This window comes from Photobacterium sp. Alg240-V54, assembly GCF_900537155.1.
Lineage (GTDB): Bacteria > Pseudomonadota > Gammaproteobacteria > Enterobacterales > Vibrionaceae > Photobacterium.
Genome location: NZ_UNRL01000008.1, coordinates 71,535 through 93,396 on the forward strand (window position 1 = coordinate 71,535; position 21,862 = coordinate 93,396).

Genomic DNA, 21,862 nt, shown 5'->3' on the forward strand with positions numbered 1-21,862 from the left:
ACTCGAAGATGTTAAGAGGATTAGAATGGCGTCTTTCAGCACCAATGAATTCCGCAGCGGAATGAAAATTATGCTTGATAATGAACCATGTGTCATTATCGAAAACGAATTTGTTAAACCTGGTAAAGGTCAAGCGTTCAGCCGCGTACGAATCCGTAAACTTATTTCAGGTAAAGTTCTTGAAAAAACGTTTAAATCAGGCGAATCAGTTGAAGCTGCGGACGTAATCGATACTGAACTTGATTACCTATACAACGACGGTGAATTCTACCATTTCATGAACAATGAAACCTTTGAGCAAATCGCAGCAGACGTTAAAGCTGTTGGTGATAATGCGAAATGGCTAGTAGAAAACGATGCGTGTACGCTAACGCTTTGGAACGGTAACCCTATCGTTGTTACGCCTCAAAACTTTGTTGAGCTTGAAGTTACAGAGACTGATCCTGGTCTTAAGGGCGACACACAAGGTACTGGTGGTAAGCCAGCAACACTAACTACAGGCGCTGTAGTACGAGTTCCTTTATTCATCGCAATTGGCGAAGTTATCAAAGTTGATACTCGTTCAGGTGAATACGTAAGCCGTGTGAAGTAAGATCATATTGAGCTTTAAAAAAGGTCGCTTAGGCGGCCTTTTTTGTTGGCTAAAATTTATCGAGACTGATCGCAGATTAAATTACAGTCATAAAAAAAGCACCGTGGAGAGCGGTGCTTGTTTAGATTGCGATTACATGAAAATTAAATCATGAACACAAAGATAATCGATAGTGCAGTTACTAAGAACGCCGCAGCGTAACAAGCAATTTTACCTGCAACACCGGTGTGGAACTTAAGATCATGCATACCATGGTGTAGACGGTGCATACCATGCCACATTGGTAGTGATAACGTCGCAATCACAAATAAGGCACCAATAAAGCTTGTCGCAAAATCTGCTGCACGCTCATAGCTAACGGCGTCTGGGCTAATAATACCCAGTGGTACCATAATACCCAGAACTAAAATAGTAACCGGAGAGATCATTGCAAACCACGTACCACCGGCACCAAATAAACTCCACCATACTGGCTCATCGGAACGTTTTGGATGTAAATTAATCACGAGCAGCTCCTTAAACTAGTGCTAAAACAATAGCAGTGATAACAGCAACAACTGCCCACTGTGCAAGAACGATAATTTTCTTATCGAGTTTCTTACCCTTGATGCGAATTGGCACCACTTGCGGCATCATGCTAAAGAAAGTTTGCGCATGGAATAAGCTACCCGCTAACGCAATAATATTTAGAATAACAACAATTGGATTAGCCATAAAGTCTAACCAACCTTGCCATGCTTCAGGGCCTTTTACTAAACAGCCTAAACCAAAGGTTAAGCAGATAGTAAAGAAAATTAGCGGTAATACAGTGGCTTCACGCAACATGTAAAAACGATAGAAAGAACTGTCTTTCCACCATGTACGCGTCATTTCACGAACGTAAGGTTTACGGTTGCTCATCCTTATGCCTCCTGAGGCTTCAACATTGCAATAACGAAATCTTTTGATGATTCCACTTTGCCTTGGTTTACAGCTGCGGCTGGATCAACGCTCTTTGGACAGACTTCTGAGCAGTAACCCACAAACGTACAGCCCCAAGCACCATTTTCACTGTTGATTAATGCCATACGCTCATGTTGACCATGATCGCGGCTATCAAGGTTGTAACGGTGTGCCAGTGTTAGTGCTGCAGGACCGATAAATTCAGGGTTTAAACCGAATTGCGGACACGCTGCGTAGCAAAGACCACAGTTAATACAGCCAGCAAATTGCTTGTATTTTGCCATTTGCTCTGGTGTTTGTAGGTTAGTACCATCTTCAGGCTTACGATCGTTACCGATAATGTATGGCTTGATTGCTTCAAGACGCTCAATGAACGGCGTCATATCGACAATTAAGTCTTTTTCAATCGCAAAGTTAGCTAGTGGCTCAATTTTAACGCCATTTGGGTAATCACGAAGGAAGCTCTTACAAGCTAGCTTAGGCACACCATTGACCATCATGCCGCATGAACCACAGATTGCCATACGGCAAGACCAGCGGTAGCTTAGGTGCTTATCAAGGTGATCTTTGATGTAACCTAATGCATCAAGTACTGACATGGTTTCATTGAACGGTACTTCAAATGCTTGTAAATACGGTTCTGCATCTGTCGCTGGGTCATAACGCAGAATTTCAACTTTTTGAATGCGATTGTCTGACATTATGCCTTTTCCTCTTGTTTTACTTCAGCAGCTTCCGCGGCAGCGGCTTCTTCAGCTGCAGCACCGTATAAACGTGCTTTTGGCTGTGATTTAGTAATAGTTACATCGCTGTAATCGATGCGTGGTGCTGCACCATCGTTGTAGAATGCCAAACTGTGCTTAAGGAAGTTAACATCATCACGTTCAGTACAGTTATCATCTAGGCGTTGGTGTGCGCCACGAGATTCTGTACGTAAAATTGCAGAGTGCGCCATTGCTTCAGCAACATCTAAACCGTAACCAACTTCAATCGCATACAGTAGATCAGTATTAAAGACTTTGCCTTTATCTTGAATACTAATATGTTTAAAGCGTTGTTTTAGTTCTGCAAGCTTATCAATTGTCGCTTGCATCAAATCTTGCTGGCGATAGATACCACAACCGGCTTCCATGGTATGACCCATTTCGGTACGGATTTGGGCCCAGTTCTCGTCGCCTTCTTGTGCCATTAGGGCATCAATACGCGCTTGTACTGCATCAATTTGAGTCTTGATCGATGCGTCGTTCCAGCCTTGGAATGCTTCAGCACGTTTAACGGCGTGTTCACCCGCAACGCGACCAAACACTACAAACTCAGCTAGTGAGTTTGAACCTAAACGGTTTGCACCGTGTAGGCCAACAGAAGCACATTCACCAACAGCAAATAGACCCTTAATGCGAGTTTCACATTGGCCGTTAGTTTCAATACCACCCATGGTGTAGTGTACTGTTGGGCGAATTGGAATTGGCTCTTTCGCTGGATCAACGTTTACATATGCTTTTGCTAACTCACAGATGAACGGTAGACGCTCATGTAAGTACTCTTCACCAAGGTGACGCAAATCAAGCATTACCACATCACCTAATGGGTGTTGAATCGTGTTGCCTTTTTGCTGTTCATGCCAGAACGCTTGTGAAACTTTGTCACGTGGACCCAGTTCCATGTATTTATTTTTTGGCTCGCCTACTGGTGTTTCAGGGCCCATGCCATAATCTTGTAGGTAACGGTAACCGTTTTTATTAACGATAATACCGCCTTCACCACGACAACCTTCGGTCATCAAAATACCCGTGCCGGGTAAACCAGTAGGGTGGTATTGAACAAATTCCATGTCACGTAGTGGAATACCATGGCGGAATGCCATTGCCATACCATCGCCAGTCACAATGCCGCCGTTAGTATTGCAGTGGTAAACGCGACCAGCGCCACCTGTTGCTAGAATCACTGATTTTGCTTTAATACAAATCAGTTCACCTTCAGCCATGTGAATCGCAATCAGACCTTGTACTTCGCCGTTCTCAACTAAAAGATCAACCACGAAGTATTCATCGTAACGTTTGATTTGTGGGTATTTGATAGACGTCTGGAATAGGGTGTGTAGCATATGGAAGCCAGTCTTATCTGCCGCAAACCATGTGCGTTCAACTTTCATACCACCAAAACGACGTACGTTCACTTCGCCGTTTTCTTTACGACTCCACGGACAACCCCATTGTTCCATTTGGATCATTTCACGGGTTGAGTTCTCAACGAAATATTCAACCACATCTTGTTCACATAGCCAGTCACCACCACCAACGGTATCGTTGAAGTGATTATCAAAGCTATCTTCGTCTTTGATTACGGCAGCTGATCCACCTTCTGCGGCAACGGTGTGCGAACGCATTGGGTAGACTTTTGAAATAAGTGCAATTTCTAGTTCTGGGTTTGCTTCTGCAGCAGCGATGGCAGAACGTAGGCCTGCACCACCCGCGCCAATTACAGCGATATCTGTGGTAATAGTCTTCACAGCTATCCTCCGAAAGTAAGACGGTAAAAAAATGAAAAGATGCGTCGTGCGCATCTATCCTTGAAATCCTGCGCGTATTTTATGAAACCTCATTAAGATAAAATATGATGTAGACGCGTCTTTTTAACGAAATAATCAAAAAATGTAATCTGATTACAGAAATTGTGATTATTGTCACAAGTTGTCATGTTTTGTTGGTGTTAATTAGTTGTTTTGTTTGTGGTGAGTTGTTTGTAGCTTATTAATATCGTGTTACATGGGTGAGTTGTAACACATTGTTGTTAAAGATTTAATAAGCTATTTGATGCATTTTTCTGGTGATGGATGTAATCTTTTTTGATGAGTTTGTTTTGAGCTTGTTGTGTTTTGTGGTTTTATTTGTTGTAAATATTGGCGTTGAATGCTGGGGTGGTAATGTTTGCTTTGTTAATGCCATTCATTTTTATTCATAATCATTATTGGTAAACCATAAATATACTCTGCTCAATATTTGGTTAGGGGCATGGCTTTGCTAGAATGATGACTTAATTTCCTTTCATGTAAGAAGAAACTGTTATGTCTCAGCCTTGGCAGCCTACTGCTGATATTACTCAACTCAAACAGCGTGCTGTTTTACTTGCAACAATTCGTCAGTTTTTTGCTGATCGTGATGTTATTGAAGTGGATACGCCAGCCATGAGCCAGGCAACTGTGACGGATGTGCATTTACATGCATTCAAAACCCAATTCGTTGGCCCAGGCTATGCTAATGGACAAACATTATATTTAATGACAAGTCCTGAATTTCATATGAAGCGTTTATTAGCTGCAGGTAGTGGGGCTATTTATCAGATCTGTAAATCATTTAGAAATGAAGAATCGGGACGTTACCATAATCCTGAATTTACGATGTTGGAATGGTATCGACCGGGGTTTGATCATCATCAACTAATGGCAGAAATGGATGCGTTATTACAGCAAGTATTAGGTTGTGGTACAGCTGAGAAAATGACTTATCAACAAGCATTTATTGATGCATTAGCTGTATGTCCATTAGAAAGTTCGATGACTGAATTAAAAGCGGCGGCAGCTCGGTTAGGATTGGCAGATATTGCTGAGCCAGAGCAAGATCGCGATACCTTATTACAATTGCTATTTAGTGTCGGCGTTGAAACTAAAATTGGTCAAACAGTCCCTGCGTTTGTGTATGATTTTCCTGCGTCACAAGCAGCACTGGCTCAAATAAACCCAACTGATCCACGTGTTGCTGAGCGCTTTGAAGTGTATTTTCAAGGGATTGAACTTGCGAATGGTTTTCATGAACTCGCTAACGGTGACGAGCAATTGCAACGTTTTGAGGATGATAACCATAAACGCATCAGTATGGGATTACAACCACAACCTATCGACATGCATCTTGTTGAGGCACTACGGGCTGGGTTTCCTGATTGTGCTGGGGTCGCATTAGGCATTGATCGCGTGATTATGCTGGCATTAGAGCGCGATCATATTGATCAGGTAACCGCTTTTCCGATTGAAATAGCGTAAGATCTTGCACGGTAATATCAAGTAAAAAAGCACGGTTATAATGACCGTGCTTTTTTTATTATCAGCTAGTGGTTATGCACCCGTTGCTGTTAGTGATGATATATCAGTAACTGCATACGGAGGGAACGTGCGATAACCGTAAATGATATTGGCAGTGCACCATGATTAAGTTAAACGACAAGTAGGATTTCAAGGCGTTTAAACCGTGAAAAAAGTGTAGCCTGACTTATCTATTAATGCAACTGATTATCATTTGTAATTATAATTAATCAATCACAATGCGCGCATTTAACGGTTGTAATGGACGATTGTTATCACCCATCATTTGGTTTAATTGCTCTATTTGAGCCGCTGAACTTGTAAGATGGCTTTGCATCACATACCAGCGCACACCTTCTGTACATGGCGGTGTGGTTAATGAGCCATTGTAACGGAAATATTGACGTTCACGTGGTAGGAGCGCACTTGGGGTTAAATCATCATTAAAATCAATGGTTTCACCTTTTGTTGGGATTTTTTTCAATAAGGTGGTTAATTCATTATTTGCCCGTGGACCATTTTCAAACATCACCGCAATCACAGCAATATGGCCATTTGCATCAACGTTTACGAAATGCGCTTCTAATGGGTATTGCTTGCCGTCAATATAGTTTTCAGACGGAGTGTGGAAATGGAATTGTTTTAGTGTGTAAGTATCACCATCGATAATGACTTTATTATCACCGCTAACATTGGCTGAGATAGTATGACCGTTATTAGTCAAACTGGTGATTTTACCTTCATAATCGATTTGTAACGGTTGGGTTTGCGCTTGAATCGGCGACTTGATATCAATCGGGCTCTGATTTTCGCCGCCACAAGTTGGGTAACTATCAACCCAATGCTCAGTACCTTGTTGATCGCCGTATCCCCACGCCGCATTGGCGTGTGCAGAAAGAGAAAAGCAGCTTGCTAAAGCGAGCACTAATACTGATATTGTATTTTTTTTCATTATGATTACCTATAAGTGATAATTATCCCACGCTAATAATAGCATTTGATACGTGAGATAAAATGCTAACGTTAGCATAGTAATCGTTTGATTTGTGATTGAAAAATACGATTAAGGAATAACAAAGATTAGTCGCAGCAATATTGAATGGAATAAGGGATGGTCATTAATACCAGTAGGAGTTGATAAAAAGACGATATGTTTATAAATCGGTCTTAGCAACACGGAGCAATTGCTGCTCCGTGTAAGTATTATTAACCCATTTTATTTAATTAAACTTTCAGCATAAGGTTGTCCCATGCGCGTCACTTGACGTGATTGCATGTTTTCGACAAAGCGAATGCTATTTTTAGGGAACAAGTTAATTACCGTAGAGCCGAGCTTGAAACGGCCCATCTCTTGCCCTTTCTTTAAGCTGATAGCATCTTCACCCGTAGTCGAGTAATTCCAGCGACGGACCTCTGGACCTGTAGGTGGTGTTACTGTTCCTGCCCATACTGTTTCAATGCTACCGACAATGGTGGCACCAACTAATACTTGAGCTAATGGCCCAAACTCTGTTTCAAAGATACATACAACACGTTCATTACGCGCAAATAAGTTGGGTACATTTTCTGCGGTGAGTGGGTTTACAGAGAAAAGATCACCAGGAATATAAATCATTTGGCGTAGTACACCATCACATGGCATGTGAACACGGTGGTAGTCACTTGGCGACAGGTATAATGTTGCAAACTCCCCGCCCATAAACTCATCCGCTAAATCGCTATCGCCACCTAATAACTCACAAGCATTAAAATAGTGACCTTTAGCTTGGAATAGACGTCCTGCTTTAATTGGACCGAATTGGCTTACACAAGCATCTGCTGGATGACTAATGATGTGTTGTTCATTATTGATAGGGCGAGCGCCTTCTACCAATTCACGCACAAAAAAAGCATTAAAAGTCGGGTAGGCTGCAGGATCAGGATTCCGCGCTTCTGCCATATTGACGTTATATTGTTTGATGAACCAACGAATAATAGTAGTAGTGAGTTTTCCACCTTCATGAGCTGCCAGTTTACCCACGAGACGGGTTAACGCATGCTTTGGCATACAATATTGAAGGCCAATCTTAATCTTATCTAGCACAATCACTCTTCCAGTAAATATTAATTAATCAATAAGTTAGTTATTCTTTGCTTATTTGGAAGAATAACGTCAACCCGTAATAGTACCGAACTATTTTAATAATGTCAGTTATTGTGGCGTTATAGCAGCAGTAGATAAGTGAAGTTTGTCGGTACTTATTTACATCGTCGCAGATAAAAAATAAGCCTAAGAAAATAGTAAAATTTGCTTAGGCTTGTATTTATTATCAGTTCGGCTTGTTACGTGAAAATTGACGATTTGCCACATTTTCCGACATGCTTTCAATGATTTTATGGTAGCTGTTATAACGTTCACGACTAATATCGCCACGTTCAACCGCTTCGCGAATGATACAACCAGGATCGTTACCGTGTTTACAGTCACGGAACTTACAACCACCTAAATATTGACGAAATTCAACAAAAGCTTCGGTAATTTGCTCAGGTTCTAAATGCCACAGACCAAATTCACGCACCCCAGGTGAGTCAATTAAATCACCGCCGTCTGCAAAGTGATATAACCTTGCTGCCGTCGTCGTATGTTGACCTAAACCAGAGTTCGTTGAAACATCACCAATATCTGCTTCAACATCGGGCATTAGTGCATTAACCATACTTGATTTACCCACACCAGATTGGCCAGCAAAGATACTAACGTGATCTTTTAAATCAACTTTTAGATCATCAAGGCCTTCACCAGTATCGGTACTGACTAAGCGTACGCTGTAACCAATATTTTGGTATTGCGTTAACTTACGTTCAACATCAACCCGTTGTTCTGGTGTCAGTAGGTCAACTTTATTAACCACAATTAATGGCTTAATGCCGATGGTTTCAGCAGCAATAATGTAACGGTCAATAATGTTAAGCGATAGCTCAGGTAGAATTGATGACACGATCACAATCCGATCAACGTTAGCAGCCACAGCTTTTACACCGTCGTAGTAATCAGGACGGGTTAACATTGATTTGCGTTCATGCACAGCTTCTACAACACCGGCAATGCCTTGTAAGGCCTCAACGCCAGGACGCCAAACGACACGATCTCCAGAAACAAGGCTCTGAATACTGCGACGTAGGTTACAGCGATGAATAATACCCGTTTGAGGATCTTCAACATCAGCATGTTGACCGAATCGAGTAATAACTAGCCCTTCGCGAGCATTTTCCAATAAGGCTTCATCCCATTGGACTTCATTTTTAGCGCGATCTAGGCGCTTATTTTGGTTAGAGCGAACACGTCGGCTCTGACCTTGAGTTAATTTTTTCTTTTTTGCCACAAGAATATCGTTCTGTTTGGTTGGCTTTCGGTATTATCATACATGGTTTAGTCACAAAAGAGGCAATATCGAATGACAATCAGCGATCAGAACCTTATTTGGATTGATCTGGAAATGACCGGATTAGACCCAGAAACTCATAAAATCATTGAAATCGCGACAGTTATAACCGATCCACAGCTTAATGTGTTGGCAGAAGGTCCTGTTCTAGCTATTTATCAGGCAGAAGCTGAATTAGCAAAAATGGATGATTGGTGTACAACCACACATACTAATAGTGGTTTAGTAGAACGTATTCGTCAAAGTACGATCACTGAAGCGCAAGCTGTTGCTCAAACTGTGGCTTTTTTAGAGCAATGGGTACCTAAAGGTGTATCACCGATTTGTGGTAACAGTATTGGTCAAGATCGTCGTTTCTTATATAAGCACATGCCAGTACTTGAACAGTATTTCCATTACCGTTATCTTGATGTGAGCACGCTTAAAGAATTGACGCGTCGCTGGAAGCCAGAGCTGCTTGATGGTTTTTCTAAGCAAGGTAGTCATTTAGCATTGGATGACATTCATGATTCAATTGCTGAGTTACGCTATTATCGTGAGCATATTTTCAATATTTGATGTTAAAATAAGCAGTTAGAAAATAATCTGCGTTTTTTGGTTTAAGAACTATTGCATCCGACAATTTTAGTCGTATAATGCGCAGCCTCGAAAGGAGATAACGAGTTTGTTTTCTTTCGTTGTAAATCGGACGCGGGGTGGAGCAGCTTGGTAGCTCGTCGGGCTCATAACCCGAAGGTCGTTGGTTCAAATCCGGCCCCCGCAACCAATTCTCTTTTAAGAGATGTGATGCGACACTAGCTCAGCTGGTAGAGCGCAACCTTGCCAAGGTTGAGGTCACGAGTTCGAACCTCGTGTGTCGCTCCAATTTGTAGTTCATGGCGAAAGCGGTGAACGTTAGGTGAAAGACCTAGCTATGCGACACTAGCTCAGCTGGTAGAGCGCAACCTTGCCAAGGTTGAGGTCACGAGTTCGAACCTCGTGTGTCGCTCCAATTTGTAGTTCACGGCGAAAGCGGTGAACGTTAGGTGAAAGACCTAGCTATGCGACACTAGCTCAGCTGGTAGAGCGCAACCTTGCCAAGGTTGAGGTCACGAGTTCGAACCTCGTGTGTCGCTCCAAATTGATATTCATGGCTACGGCGGTGAATAAAAATAGTTGTCACCCAACTTAAACTAGGTGGAAAATCGGACGCGGGGTGGAGCAGCTTGGTAGCTCGTCGGGCTCATAACCCGAAGGTCGTTGGTTCAAATCCGGCCCCCGCAACCAAATCTCTTTTTAAGAGATGTGATGCGACACTAGCTCAGCTGGTAGAGCGCAACCTTGCCAAGGTTGAGGTCACGAGTTCGAACCTCGTGTGTCGCTCCAATTTAAATCTTCGCAATGTACACTAGCTCAGCGGGTTGTACGCAATATTGCCAAGGTTGAGGTCACGCCTAGTTCCTTGAAGATCGGGAACCTCGTGTGTCRCTCCAAATTGATATTCATGGCTACGGCGGTGAATAAAAATAGTTGTCACCCAACTTAAACTAGGTGGTAAATCGGACGCGGGGTGGAGCAGCTTGGTAGCTCGTCGGGCTCATAACCCGAAGGTCGTTGGTTCAAATCCGGCCCCCGCAACCAAATCTCTTTTATAGAGATGTGATGCGACACTAGCTCAGCTGGTAGAGCGCAACCTTGCCAAGGTTGAGGTCACGAGTTCGAACCTCGTGTGTCGCTCCAAATTGATATTCATGGCTACGGCGGTGAATAAAAATAGTTGTCACCCAACTTAAACTAGGTGAAAAATCGGACGCGGGGTGGAGCAGCTTGGTAGCTCGTCGGGCTCATAACCCGAAGGTCGTTGGTTCAAATCCGGCCCCCGCAACCAAATCTCTTTTTAAGAGATGTGAWGCGACACTAGCTCAGCTGGTAGAGCGCAACCTTGCCAAGGTTGAGGTCACGAGTTCGAACCTCGTGTGTCGCTCCAATTTAAATCTTCGCAATGTACACTAGCTCAGCGGGTTGTACGCAATATTGCCAAGGTTGAGGTCACGCCTAGTTCCTTGAAGATCGGGAACCTCGTGTGTCGCTCCAAATTGATATTCATGGCTACGGCGGTGAATAAAAATAGTTGTCACCCAACTTAAACTAGGTGGAAAAATCGGACGCGGGGTGGAGCAGCTTGGTAGCTCGTCGGGCTCATAACCCGAAGGTCGTTGGTTCAAATCCGGCCCCCGCAACCAAATCTCTTTTTAAGAGATGTGATGCGACACTAGCTCAGCTGGTAGAGCGCAACCTTGCCAAGGTTGAGGTCACGAGTTCGAACCTCGTGTGTCGCTCCAATTTAAATCTTCGCAATGTACACCAGCTCAGCGGGTTGTACGCAATATTGCCAAGGTTGAGGTCACGCCTAGTTCCTTGAAGATCGGGAACCTCGTGTGTCGCTCCAATTAAGTTATCATCGAACTTATCGGTGAACTACTACTGTGAAGTATTAGTCTTAATGTGGTATTCCTGGGGTATTCGATTACCGATATCATCAGTGTACTGCTTCAAGTGTTTCTAGTTTGACTACGAAGCCCACTTAGAAGCAATCAGCTTCGATTACATCATCTACTATTGATTATGCAACCTAACGGTTGTTTTTTTCATCTTAGCTATTTGCAAAGATGGTTGTAATATCAATATTGCCATATAAGGCAAACGCTCTTTTCCTAGCATTGATAGGTTGTTCTTACTACTTTATAGCAACATTGTGGTTGGTTTTTATTTGTTTATAAAAGATAGAAAACACATGATAAGTTGTTATTTTAGTAAGCGTTTTTAATTTATTGCACCGTTAGATCACAGTTCAATTAACAGAGTTATCCACATAAGATATTCTGTGGGTAAGTTGGTTGATTAGATGTGATAGCTAGGTGTGAATAACTTTAGCAGAAGAGCATAACTTAAAAATATTCGCCTTATTAACTGTAAAAAGCTAACAGGGTAACTGTATGTTTTTTATTGGTTATTTTTGTTTTATCTACAATTTGCACACAGTTCATTTAGTCCTTCCTTTATTGGGATAACCGTCTTGATTATGTTATCCACTCCCTGTGTTTAATCTTTCTTTTTACTACGATTTTTGACGCCATTAAAAAAGTTTTCCACATATACCCAGAGTGTTATGCGTCTCGAGGTAAACCTTTTTCTATAATTCGTACTAAACGTTTAGTGGCATTAGGTAAAACATCAATAACTATTTGTTGGCGTTTTTGATGTTGCTGCTCTAAAGCCCATTCAATATGAACATCGACGAGCGGGTGCTCACCCTGACGAGCGCTCAATGCATCGATAATGTCAGTTTGATAAGGCGCATTGCCTAATGCAATTGTGATATTACGTAACCATTGGGTATGGCCGATACGACGAATAGCTGAACCTTCGGTATTACGTAAGAATGTGGCTTCATTCCAAGTATAAAGCGTCACCAGATCTTGCTGGAATAACGTGTCTCGGCAGTGGTAGTCTGTTTCTGATGTGATCTCTCCATGACGATTAAATGGACATACTAATTGGCAGTCATCACAGCCATAAATTCTATTACCTATTGCTGTGCGATATTGTTCTGGAATGATACCGTCAAATTCGATAGTTAGATAAGATATACAGCGTCGTGCATCAATGACTCCAGCTTCAATAATAGCGTCAGTTGGACAGCTGGTCATACAGGCGACACATTTACCACATTGATTGACGACAGGTGCATCAACCGGCAGTGGTAGATCAATTAATAGTTCACCTAAAAAGAACCATGAGCCAGACTGGTCGTTAAGAATCAGCGAGTGCTTTCCTGTCCAACCTAAGCCAGCTTTTTCAGCTAATGGACGTTCAAGGACTGGCGCAGAATCGACGAATGGTCGACAGCCAAACTCACCAACAACGGCTTCAATCCGTTGGCCTAGTTGTTTAAGGCGGTTGCGAATCAGCTTATGGTAATCTCGCCCAAGAGAATAACGGCTAATATAGGCTTTTGTTGGCTGCTTAAGTGTTTGAGCAAAACCTGCTTGTGGCGGTAAATAGTTCATTCTGACACTAATTACACGTACTGTTCCTGGTAGTAATTCTTGTGGTCGTGCACGCATCATACCGTGACGTGCCATCCAATCCATATCACCGTGATAATCCGCATCCAACCACCGCTGTAATTGCGTTTCATGCTGCGACAAATCGATATCACTGATCCCTACAGCTTGAAAGCCGAGTTCTTGTCCCCAAGTTTTAATTTGAAGTGCGAGTTGTTGATAATCGATCGTCATAGTGTCTGCTTTATCTTCTAGCCAGTAAAAATCAGGGAACGGATTCTAGCACATTCTTATTTTAGAGTAGTCATAAGCTGACACCCCATTGTCAATGGTCGTAATAATTGCTGAGATAATCATGTGAATGTGTAAAGCTGCACCTGTGCTGAATATATGCATGACATAAATTGAATGGCATTGCTTTATTGCGGTAAAATTGCGACGGTCATCGTAGACTGAGATCGTTATTTCACGCCGTATATCGCTTGGTTTTGATTTATCGTAAAGTAGCAGATTTATGTGCGCAGCGCGGCGAGCGTGGTATGCTTGCGGCAGATCTTTTTCCGTTTATTCGTCAATTAGTCAATCCAAGATAAAAATATAATGCAAACATTTGAAACTTCTCTTGCTGATGAGCAGGCAACGGTAGATTTTGGCCTTAAATTGGCTAAAGCCTGCACGCAACAAACAACAATATATCTCCATGGTGATTTAGGCGCAGGTAAAACCACATTCAGCCGTGGCTTTATTCGTGCACTTGGTCATCAAGGAAATGTAAAAAGCCCAACTTATACATTGGTTGAACCCTATGATCTTGCGCCTTGGCAAGTTTATCATTTTGATTTATATCGTCTTGCCGATCCTGAAGAATTAGAATTTATGGGGATTCGAGATTATTTTACCAATGATGCTATTTGTTTAGTTGAATGGCCTGAAAAAGGTATAGGCATGCTACCAGAGCCTGATCTTGAGCTCGAGCTGCGTTATCACGGTGAGCAAAGAATGGTATTAGTGACGTCGAATACGGACTATGGTTCAGCGTTGATCAACCACTTACAGTTAGGTTAATTAGAATGGCGTTACGGACGTATGCAAATCTTTTAATTTTGGGAGTGGGATTAGTGAGTTCTGCTGCTTTTGCAAATGAACTCAAAGGAGTTCGTGTGTGGCCGGCTCCTGATGAAACACGTGTTGTGCTAGATATGCAAAGCAAAGCGGATTATTCGCAGTTTATGCTATCAAATCCATCACGGTTAGTGATCGACTTAAATAAAACCTCACTCAAAACCAAATTGCCAATCACTGTTGCTAAGAGTGAGATTTTAACCAAAGTCCGCAGCAGTAATGCACCCGAAAAAGGCACGACTCGATTAGTGTTTGAACTAAAGCGTGCCACAACGCCCCAAATTTTTTCATTATCACCGACGCCTGATGGTAGTTATGGCTATCGATTAGTGATGGATTTACCTAATGGTGCTGGTGCCGGTGCTGTTGATAAAGAAGAACAAGCTGAAGAAAAAGCCACTGAAAATAACTTAGCCAAATTGCCATCGGGTACTGCTGATATTGTGGTAGCCGTTGATGCCGGGCATGGTGGTGATGATCCTGGCTCTATTGGTCCAACCCATAAATATGAAAAAAATGTCACTTTGGCGGTTGCTCGTAAATTAGCAGCCAAGATCAATGCGACAACGGGTATGCGTGCAGTAATGACTCGCCGTGGTGACTATTATGTAGGATTAAGTAAACGTTCAGAGATTGCTCGTAAAAATAAAGCATTACTGTTAGTTTCCATTCATGCTGATGGTTTTAGTTCACCTAAACCTCGCGGTGCATCTGTATGGGTATTAAATACTCGTCGCGCCAATACTGAGATTGGTCGTTGGTTAGAACAAAGTGAGAAACAATCAGAATTACTGGGTGGTGGTGATGTACTTTCTAGTAATCCGAAGGATAAATATTTAGGTCGTGCAGTACTTGATCTGCAATTTAGCTATTCGCAGAAGGAAGGCTACGATGTGGCTAAGCGAGTATTAGCGAACCTACGTCATATTGCACGTTTACATAAAACAGTACCGCAGTATGCAAGTTTAGCGGTATTAAAATCACCTGATATTCCATCATTATTAGTTGAAACAGGCTTTATTACTAACCCAATTGAAGAGCGTCAATTAACCTCTAATGCTCATCAAAATCAACTTGCGAATGCGGTTTATAAAGGTATTTTGCAATACTTCACAGCACATCCGCCAGAAGGCACACTCTTTGCTTCGCGTTTGAAAGCCGGTGGCATTAAACATAAGGTGACATCAGGACAAACATTAAGCGGTATTGCGGCTAAATATGGCTCTTCGATGACGGCCATTAAAGCGGCCAATAACTTGAAATCAAATTCAGTTAATATTGGTCAAGTGTTAGTGATCCCTGGTACTGCGGTGACGACGGCGCCAGCTGTTAAAACGACGGCAGTAAAGGTGACGTCCAAAGCAACGCCTGCTACCCGTATAGTGTGGCATACCGTGACTCGCGGTGAGTATCTTGGCAAAATTGCGGCTAATTATGGAGTAACCATGAGCAGCATTCGTCGAACTAGTCATCTAAAGTCTGATAATGTCATGGTCGGTCAGAAATTAAAAATTGCGGTTTCTGCTGTGAAAACTGTGCGTCATAAAGTTCGCCGTGGTGAGTTTTTAAGTAAAATTGCGGCAAAATATGGGGTATCAGTAGCAACTATTCGTGATGCGAATAAGCTACGTTCTGATAAACTAGCAGTAGGACAGACGCTAATCATTCCAAGAAGTTAATTATGCCGATTCAGATTTTACCCGCTCGGCTGGCTAACCAGATTGCAGCGGGTGAAGTTGTTGAACGCCCAGCATCGGTAGTCAAAGAGCTTGTTGAAAATAGTATAGATGCCGGCGCCACTCGAATTGATATTGATATCGAAAAAGGTGGCAGTCGGCTGATTCGTATTCGTGATAATGGTAAAGGGATAGCTAAAGATGAACTTGGCTTAGCCCTGAGCCGTCATGCAACCTCCAAAATCGCCTCATTAGATGATCTTGAAGCTATAGTGAGCTTAGGATTTCGTGGTGAAGCACTTGCCAGTATTAGTTCTGTATCGCGGTTAACCCTAACCTCTTGTACTGAAGGTCAAACGGAAGCATGGTCTGCGTATGCGGAAGGTCGTGACATGGATGTGCAGTTGAAACCTGCTGCACACCCTATCGGTACCACCTTAGAAGTATTAGATTTATTTTTTAACACCCCTGCACGACGTAAGTTTTTGCGTACTGAAAAAACAGAATTCACCCATATTGATGAATTGATTAAGCGTATTGCACTGAGTCGATTTGATGTCGCTATTACCCTGCGCCATAACGGTAAGTTAGTGCGTCAATACCGTATTGCTGATAATCCACTGCAACAGGAGCGACGTTTAGCTGCTGCCTGTGGGCCTGGTTTTTTACAGCACGCATTAGTGGTCGAATTAGCTCATGGTGATTTGAAATTATCTGGCTGGATTTGTAGCCCGCAAGGGGCTCGTAGTCAAAATGATATTCAATATTGCTATGTTAATGGCCGTATGATGAAAGATAAATTAATCAATCATGCAATTCGTCAGGCTTATGAATCAAGCTTACGATCGGAACAATATGCTGCTTATGTGTTGTATATTGAGGTCGATCCGCATCAAGTCGATGTTAATGTCCATCCAGCTAAGCATGAAGTCCGTTTCCATCAAGCGCGATTAGTGCATGATTTTATTTATCAAGCATTACAAAGTGCACTTCAGCAAGGGGCGAGTAGCGATGATGCGCCTCAATATCAAGCACCTATCAGATCCAGTGCGCACGCACATACTGAAGTCACCACCGCAGCGATTGATCGTGCCTCTCATACTATTGCAGCGATGCCTGATTATCCGAACAAGGCTCAGCCCGAAAGTTGGTTAACAGCTTCTGATCCAGCCATTGTAGCATCGACACCCATATCCGCTGTCGATGTAGAGTCTCAGTCTGGCATGAATAATAACAAAACTTTATTAGCAAATTCAGTTAGTAAAGATGCTCAACAGGGCTATAGTCAAAAGAGTAGCCAAAAATTATCATCGCAATCAACCACGAGAGAGCGTCAGCAAGGTTCTGCATCAGTAGCTCCTGCTAATAGTGCTCCTCGTCATTATGGTGAACCAGGCCCAACAGCGGCAGAGCTAAAGGCCTACCAACAACTGATTTCAACTAATCATTTGGGATCAGCGCAATCGACACCAGTTACAGCACCATTAGATGTTAATACCACTCAGATAGCAGAGCCTCGGCGAGAGTGGTCAAGTGAGACTCCGGCACCGCCGACTAAACGTATAACCAGCAAAGATACTGGGTTAGGGAAACCATTGGTTGTTGTTGATGAGCAGTTTTTATTGTTAAGCCAGCAATCTGAAATGGTGCTATTACATTTAGCGGTTGCAGAGCATTTACGTTATGTTGGCCAATTGCAGTTGGCTCAAACAGTAGGTTTAAAGCCACAGCCATTATTGATTCCATTATCAGTGCCTGTTGAGGCTGAACTGATTCAATGCGCACAGCAGCACGGGCAATTATTAAAGCAGTTAGGGATACAGCTGAAATCAAAAGGACGTAGTAGCATTATCATTCTGTCAGTTTGTATGCCATTAAGGCAGCAAAACTTACAACAGTTAATCCCAAATTTGTTAACCTATCTTCATTCTGTGAGTGATGATCCCGATGCTCAAGGATGGGATAACCTTTTATTCTGGCTCGCTAAACAATGCCATACGCCAGTAACAAGTTACACTTTGGCACAAGCGATTCAGTTAATTACCGAATTAGAGCAACTATGGGGAGATCAGTTGATGACGTTTAGAAGCCAACTTGTTCGTCCGGTAGATATGCAAGCAGCGATAGAAGCATTTAAGTAATTTATGACTAAGCCACAAGTTATGACGAAGCCACAACCACAAGCTATTTTTTTAATGGGCCCGACAGCGTCAGGCAAAACCGATTTAGCGATTCGTTTACGTGAACAGCTACCGGTTGAGTTGATAAGTGTCGACTCCGCCCTTATTTATAAGGGAATGGATATCGGAACTGCGAAACCAGATGCGCATGAATTGGCACTAGCACCGCACCGTTTAATCGATATTCGTGATCCAGCGCAAAGTTATTCTGCTGCAGACTTTCGTTCGGATGCACTAAAAGAAATGGCTGATATAGTGGCAGCAGGGCGGATTCCTTTGTTGGTAGGTGGTACTATGTTGTACTACAAGGCATTATTGGAAGGCTTATCACCATTACCTGCGGCAGATAATGCTGTTCGTGATGGAATCGAAGCAGATGCTGCAGCACGAGGCTGGCAAGCACTGCATGATGAATTGGTAGCCATTGATCCTGTTGCCGGTGCAAGGATCCACCCTAATGATCCACAGCGATTATCTCGTGCATTAGAAGTTTTTCGTATCTCAGGTAAAACATTAACTGAGTTAACGAAAACTCAAGGTGAATCGTTACCTTATAAGGTTCATCAATTTGCAATTACGCCCACGGATAGGGCTGTACTGCATCATCGCATTGAACTTAGGTTCAAAAAAATGATTGAAGCAGGGTTTGAGCAGGAAGTAAGGGCATTATATGACCGAGGTGATCTTCACCTTGAACTTCCTTCTATTCGCTGCGTCGGTTATCGACAGATGTGGGAATATTTGGACGGGAAACATGACATAGATGAAGCGGTTTTCCGTGGTATCTGTGCTACTCGTCAATTGGCAAAGCGTCAAATTACCTGGCTTCGTGGTTGGAATGATTTGACTTGGTTGGATAGTAGTGATGTTGATAGCGCGTTACAAACCGTCACAAACTCAGTTAGATGTGATGTTTAATTAACGTGTATACTCTGAACTGCTTTGCGTATTTTTAGTTTTTGTTCGTTGCTAAATACAACTACAAACAAATAAGGAAAAGAAATAATGGCTAAGGGGCAATCTCTGCAAGACCCGTTTTTGAATGCGCTGCGTCGTGAAAGAATCCCGGTCTCTATTTACCTGGTAAACGGTATCAAACTACAAGGACAAATTGAATCATTTGACCAATTTGTCATTTTACTTAAAAACACCGTAAATCAGATGGTTTATAAACATGCTATTTCTACTGTTGTACCTGCTCGTCCGGTGAATCATCACCATGCGAGTGATCGTCCAGCAGGAACAGACCGTCCAGAGAAAACAGAAGAGTAAGATTATTTTCAAATAAGGAGTTGATTACTTGTTTGACCGTTATGAAGCTGGTGAGCAGGCTATTCTTGTTCATATTAATTTCACTCAAGATGAGGAATGGGAAGATCTTAGCGAATTTGAAATGCTAGTGTCTTCTGCAGGGGTTAATGCTCTGCATGTGGTTACGGGTAGCCGTAAAACACCACTTCCAAAATATTATGTGGGTGAAGGTAAAGCACAAGAAATAGCCGATGCCGTAAGAACTGTTGATGCAGATATAATTATTTTTAATCACGCATTGTCACCTGCACAAGAACGAAACTTAGAGCAGCTTTGCCAATGTCGAGTGATTGATCGTACCGGGTTAATTCTCGATATATTTGCTCAACGCGCACGTACCCATGAAGGTAAGTTGCAAGTTGAATTAGCACAATTACGTCATATCTCAACTCGATTGATTCGAGGGTGGACTCACCTTGAGCGACAAAAAGGTGGTATTGGCCTTCGCGGGCCAGGTGAAACTCAGTTAGAAACCGATCGACGTTTATTACGAGAACGTATTAAAACAATCTTACGCCGTTTAGATAAAGTAGCTAAACAGCGTGATCAAGGACGTCGAGCGCGTAATCGAGCAGAAATCCCAACAGTGTCATTAGTTGGGTATACCAATGCGGGTAAATCAACATTATTCAATCGTATTACCGATGCTGGGGTATATGCAGCTGATCAGCTGTTTGCTACCTTAGATCCAACATTGCGTAAGATTGAAGTTGCAGATGTCGGTGCAGCGATACTTGCAGATACTGTTGGTTTTATTCGACATTTACCCCACGATTTAGTGGCTGCATTTAAAGCAACATTAAAAGAAACGCAAGAAGCAGATCTATTGCTTCATGTGGTTGATGCAAGTGATGATCGTTTTCGCGAGAACATTGAGGCGGTAGATACCGTACTTGATGAAATCGATGCTGGCGATGTCCCTGTTTTACTGGTTATGAATAAAATTGATAACTTGGATAATGCGCAACCACGAATTGAGCGTGACGAAGAGGGTTTACCTCAACGAGTTTGGGTATCAGCCATGGAAGGGCAAGGCATTGACTTGTTATTCCAAGCCTTAACAGAACGCCTTGCAGGAACAATGATAAAACACAGTTTGCGTTTGCCGCCTGAGATAATCGGACGGTTACGCAGTAAGTTTTATCAGCTGGGCTGCATTGTGCAAGAAGAATATGAATCAGATGGCTGTTTAATGATTGATATTCGCTTACCGATGGCAGAATGGTCGCGGTTACAAAAAAGAGAAAGTACTTCGTTAGATGACTACATCGTTGCTTAATGGATTGCTGAGTAATAAAAACTGTCGTCATATCACATTGATGGAGTTCTATAATGGCGTGGAATGAGCCTGGTAACAACGGCGGCCGTGATGATAAAGACCCTTGGGGTAATAAAAATCATGGTGGACGTGAACAAGGACCACCTGATCTGGATGAGGTTTTCTCAAAACTAAGTCGTAAGGTTGGTGGTGTGTTTGGTAATAAAAAAGGACCAACAGGCAGCGGTAGCGCTGTAGGTTTGGGTGCTGTTGCAGTTTTAGCTGTGGCTGTATGGGGATTTTCAGGCTTTTACACTGTAAGTGAAGCAGAACAAGGTGTTGTGCTGCGCTTCGGTAAGTTTGATCAAATCGTCAAGCCGGGTTTGAATTGGAAGCCGACTTTTATTGATGAAGTCATCCCTGTTAACGTACAAGCAATTCGTTCGCTACGAGCTTCTGGCTTAATGCTAACCAAAGACGAAAATGTGCTGAAAGTTGAGATGGATGTTCAATACCGTGTTGATAATGCTGAAAAGTATCTCTTTAGTGTTACCAATGCCGATGATAGTTTGCGTCAAGCAACAGATTCTGCACTGCGTGCGGTTATCGGTGATTCAACCATGGATCAAGCGTTAACAACAGGCCGTCAGACTATTCGTGCGAATACTCAAGCTGCTATTGATAAAATTATCTCAAAATACGACATGGGTATCCGTGTTGTGGACGTTAACTTCCAAAGTGCACGTCCGCCTGAAGCGGTTAAAGATGCCTTTGATGATGCTATTGCAGCACGAGAAGATGAAGAGCGTTATGTACGTGAAGCAGAAGCTTACAGTAATGACATTTTGCCAAAAGCAACTGGTCGTGCTGAGCGTCTGAAGAATGAAGCAGAAGGTTATTCACAACGTGTTATTAATGGCGCTTTAGGTGATGTAGCACAGTTTGATAAGCTGCTTCCACAATATGAAGTTGCTAAGAAAGTTACTCGTGAGCGTATGTACCTTGATACGATGGAACGTGTATACAGCAATACCAGCAAGGTGTTAATTGATACTAAGTCTGGTGGTAATAACGTGATGTATTTACCGCTAGAGAAATTAATGAATCAATCAAATAACCAAGCGAAAAAGCCAGTAGACTCTGGCCGATTAAGTGGTATTGAATTGGAAAAAGTGGAAACACCGACACCAGTCGCTCCAACACCACGCGCTGATACTGGCCGTCAAGGGAGATATTAA

18 protein-coding genes and 12 tRNA genes are annotated in these 21,862 nt (G+C 42.6%); 22 read left to right on the top strand and 8 right to left on the bottom strand.

The window, feature by feature from the left end; translation table 11 throughout:
* Window positions 1–25: 25 nt before the first annotated feature.
* Window positions 26–592: an elongation factor P gene (efp, locus tag G6R09_RS16305; protein ID WP_065167909.1), complete on the top strand. Its 567-nt coding sequence runs from the start codon at window positions 26–28 to the stop codon at window positions 590–592.
* 143 nt (window positions 593–735) lie between these two features.
* On the opposite strand, the gene frdD is transcribed toward efp, so the two are convergent.
* Genes frdD through frdA form a run of 4 tightly spaced genes read right to left on the bottom strand, consistent with a single transcriptional unit; the run spans window position 736 to window position 4,043 of the window.
* Window positions 736–1,098 (bottom strand): fumarate reductase subunit FrdD, encoded by a 363-nt coding sequence (gene frdD / locus G6R09_RS16310; RefSeq protein ID WP_060998675.1) that lies wholly within the window; start codon window positions 1,096–1,098, stop codon window positions 736–738.
* 10 nt (window positions 1,099–1,108) lie between these two features.
* The gene (gene frdC / locus G6R09_RS16315) at window positions 1,109–1,492 is read right to left on the bottom strand and encodes a fumarate reductase subunit FrdC (RefSeq protein ID WP_163923562.1); all 384 of its coding nucleotides are present in this window, start codon (window positions 1,490–1,492) and stop codon (window positions 1,109–1,111) included.
* A 2-nt stretch (window positions 1,493–1,494) separates the two neighbouring features.
* Window positions 1,495–2,235 (bottom strand): succinate dehydrogenase/fumarate reductase iron-sulfur subunit, encoded by a 741-nt coding sequence (locus G6R09_RS16320; protein ID WP_065167908.1) that lies wholly within the window; start codon window positions 2,233–2,235, stop codon window positions 1,495–1,497.
* The gene (frdA, locus tag G6R09_RS16325) at window positions 2,235–4,043 is read right to left on the bottom strand and encodes a fumarate reductase (quinol) flavoprotein subunit (RefSeq protein WP_060998678.1); all 1,809 of its coding nucleotides are present in this window, start codon (window positions 4,041–4,043) and stop codon (window positions 2,235–2,237) included. The genes G6R09_RS16320 and frdA overlap by 1 nt, the downstream gene beginning before the upstream one ends.
* Window positions 4,044–4,598: 555 nt before the next feature.
* On the opposite strand from frdA, the gene epmA reads away from it, so the two are divergent.
* Complete coding sequence (gene epmA, locus G6R09_RS16330) at window positions 4,599–5,570, top strand: elongation factor P--(R)-beta-lysine ligase (protein ID WP_163923565.1); 972 nt, start codon at window positions 4,599–4,601, stop codon at window positions 5,568–5,570.
* Between the two features lie 265 nt (window positions 5,571–5,835).
* On the opposite strand, the gene G6R09_RS16335 is transcribed toward epmA, so the two are convergent.
* From G6R09_RS16335 to rsgA, 3 genes are all read right to left on the bottom strand, one after another.
* Complete coding sequence (locus G6R09_RS16335) at window positions 5,836–6,561, bottom strand: carbonic anhydrase (protein WP_107204618.1); 726 nt, start codon at window positions 6,559–6,561, stop codon at window positions 5,836–5,838.
* Between the two features lie 264 nt (window positions 6,562–6,825).
* Complete coding sequence (gene asd / locus G6R09_RS16340) at window positions 6,826–7,692, bottom strand: archaetidylserine decarboxylase (RefSeq protein ID WP_065167905.1); 867 nt, start codon at window positions 7,690–7,692, stop codon at window positions 6,826–6,828.
* A 226-nt stretch (window positions 7,693–7,918) separates the two neighbouring features.
* Window positions 7,919–8,971, bottom strand: coding sequence for a small ribosomal subunit biogenesis GTPase RsgA (gene rsgA / locus G6R09_RS16345; RefSeq protein ID WP_065167904.1), 1,053 nt, complete (start codon window positions 8,969–8,971; stop codon window positions 7,919–7,921).
* Window positions 8,972–9,043: 72 nt separating this feature from the next.
* On the opposite strand from rsgA, the gene orn reads away from it, so the two are divergent.
* The 13 genes from orn (at window position 9,044) to G6R09_RS16410 (ending at window position 11,352) form a co-directional block, all read left to right on the top strand.
* A complete protein-coding gene (gene orn, locus G6R09_RS16350) occupies window positions 9,044–9,589 on the top strand; it encodes an oligoribonuclease (RefSeq protein ID WP_163923567.1) in 546 nt (181 codons plus the stop codon).
* A gap of 131 nt (window positions 9,590–9,720) precedes the next feature.
* Window positions 9,721–9,797: transfer RNA gene (locus tag G6R09_RS16355), tRNA-Met, on the top strand.
* A 22-nt stretch (window positions 9,798–9,819) separates the two neighbouring features.
* Window positions 9,820–9,895 (top strand) — tRNA-Gly (locus G6R09_RS16360).
* Window positions 9,896–9,946: 51 nt separating this feature from the next.
* Window positions 9,947–10,022, top strand: a tRNA-Gly gene (locus G6R09_RS16365).
* Window positions 10,023–10,073: 51 nt separating this feature from the next.
* Window positions 10,074–10,149 (top strand) — tRNA-Gly (locus tag G6R09_RS16370).
* A gap of 71 nt (window positions 10,150–10,220) precedes the next feature.
* Window positions 10,221–10,297, top strand: a tRNA-Met gene (locus G6R09_RS16375).
* A 23-nt stretch (window positions 10,298–10,320) separates the two neighbouring features.
* Window positions 10,321–10,396, top strand: a tRNA-Gly gene (locus G6R09_RS16380).
* A gap of 178 nt (window positions 10,397–10,574) precedes the next feature.
* Window positions 10,575–10,651: transfer RNA gene (locus tag G6R09_RS16385), tRNA-Met, on the top strand.
* A gap of 23 nt (window positions 10,652–10,674) precedes the next feature.
* A tRNA-Gly gene (locus G6R09_RS16390) sits at window positions 10,675–10,750 on the top strand.
* 71 nt (window positions 10,751–10,821) lie between these two features.
* Window positions 10,822–10,898, top strand: a tRNA-Met gene (locus tag G6R09_RS16395).
* 23 nt (window positions 10,899–10,921) lie between these two features.
* Window positions 10,922–10,997: transfer RNA gene (locus tag G6R09_RS16400), tRNA-Gly, on the top strand.
* Between the two features lie 179 nt (window positions 10,998–11,176).
* Window positions 11,177–11,253 (top strand) — tRNA-Met (locus G6R09_RS16405).
* A 23-nt stretch (window positions 11,254–11,276) separates the two neighbouring features.
* Window positions 11,277–11,352 (top strand) — tRNA-Gly (locus G6R09_RS16410).
* Between the two features lie 825 nt (window positions 11,353–12,177).
* Here the strand turns inward: G6R09_RS16410 and queG are convergent.
* Window positions 12,178–13,311, bottom strand: coding sequence for a tRNA epoxyqueuosine(34) reductase QueG (gene queG, locus G6R09_RS16415; RefSeq protein WP_065167980.1), 1,134 nt, complete (start codon window positions 13,309–13,311; stop codon window positions 12,178–12,180).
* 366 nt (window positions 13,312–13,677) lie between these two features.
* Between queG and tsaE the strand changes: the two genes are divergently transcribed.
* The 7 genes from tsaE to hflK all read left to right on the top strand — a co-directional run bounded on the left by tsaE (window position 13,678) and on the right by hflK (window position 21,862).
* Entirely contained in the window at window positions 13,678–14,142 is a 465-nt protein-coding gene (tsaE, locus tag G6R09_RS16420; protein WP_060998684.1) for a tRNA (adenosine(37)-N6)-threonylcarbamoyltransferase complex ATPase subunit type 1 TsaE, read from the top strand.
* 5 nt (window positions 14,143–14,147) lie between these two features.
* The gene (locus G6R09_RS16425) at window positions 14,148–15,878 is read left to right on the top strand and encodes an N-acetylmuramoyl-L-alanine amidase (protein ID WP_163923570.1); all 1,731 of its coding nucleotides are present in this window, start codon (window positions 14,148–14,150) and stop codon (window positions 15,876–15,878) included.
* A gap of 2 nt (window positions 15,879–15,880) precedes the next feature.
* Window positions 15,881–18,016, top strand: a complete 2,136-nt coding sequence (gene mutL / locus G6R09_RS16430) for a DNA mismatch repair endonuclease MutL (RefSeq protein WP_163923573.1) — start codon at window positions 15,881–15,883, stop codon at window positions 18,014–18,016.
* A 21-nt stretch (window positions 18,017–18,037) separates the two neighbouring features.
* Window positions 18,038–18,973, top strand: coding sequence for a tRNA (adenosine(37)-N6)-dimethylallyltransferase MiaA (gene miaA, locus G6R09_RS16435; protein ID WP_163923612.1), 936 nt, complete (start codon window positions 18,038–18,040; stop codon window positions 18,971–18,973).
* A gap of 87 nt (window positions 18,974–19,060) precedes the next feature.
* Window positions 19,061–19,327: an RNA chaperone Hfq gene (hfq, locus tag G6R09_RS16440; RefSeq protein ID WP_060998687.1), complete on the top strand. Its 267-nt coding sequence runs from the start codon at window positions 19,061–19,063 to the stop codon at window positions 19,325–19,327.
* A 28-nt stretch (window positions 19,328–19,355) separates the two neighbouring features.
* On the top strand, window positions 19,356–20,645 hold the full coding sequence (gene hflX / locus G6R09_RS16445; protein ID WP_065167977.1) for a ribosome rescue GTPase HflX: 1,290 nt from the start codon (window positions 19,356–19,358) through the stop codon (window positions 20,643–20,645).
* A 53-nt stretch (window positions 20,646–20,698) separates the two neighbouring features.
* Window positions 20,699–21,862, top strand: a complete 1,164-nt coding sequence (hflK, locus tag G6R09_RS16450) for an FtsH protease activity modulator HflK (RefSeq protein WP_060998689.1) — start codon at window positions 20,699–20,701, stop codon at window positions 21,860–21,862.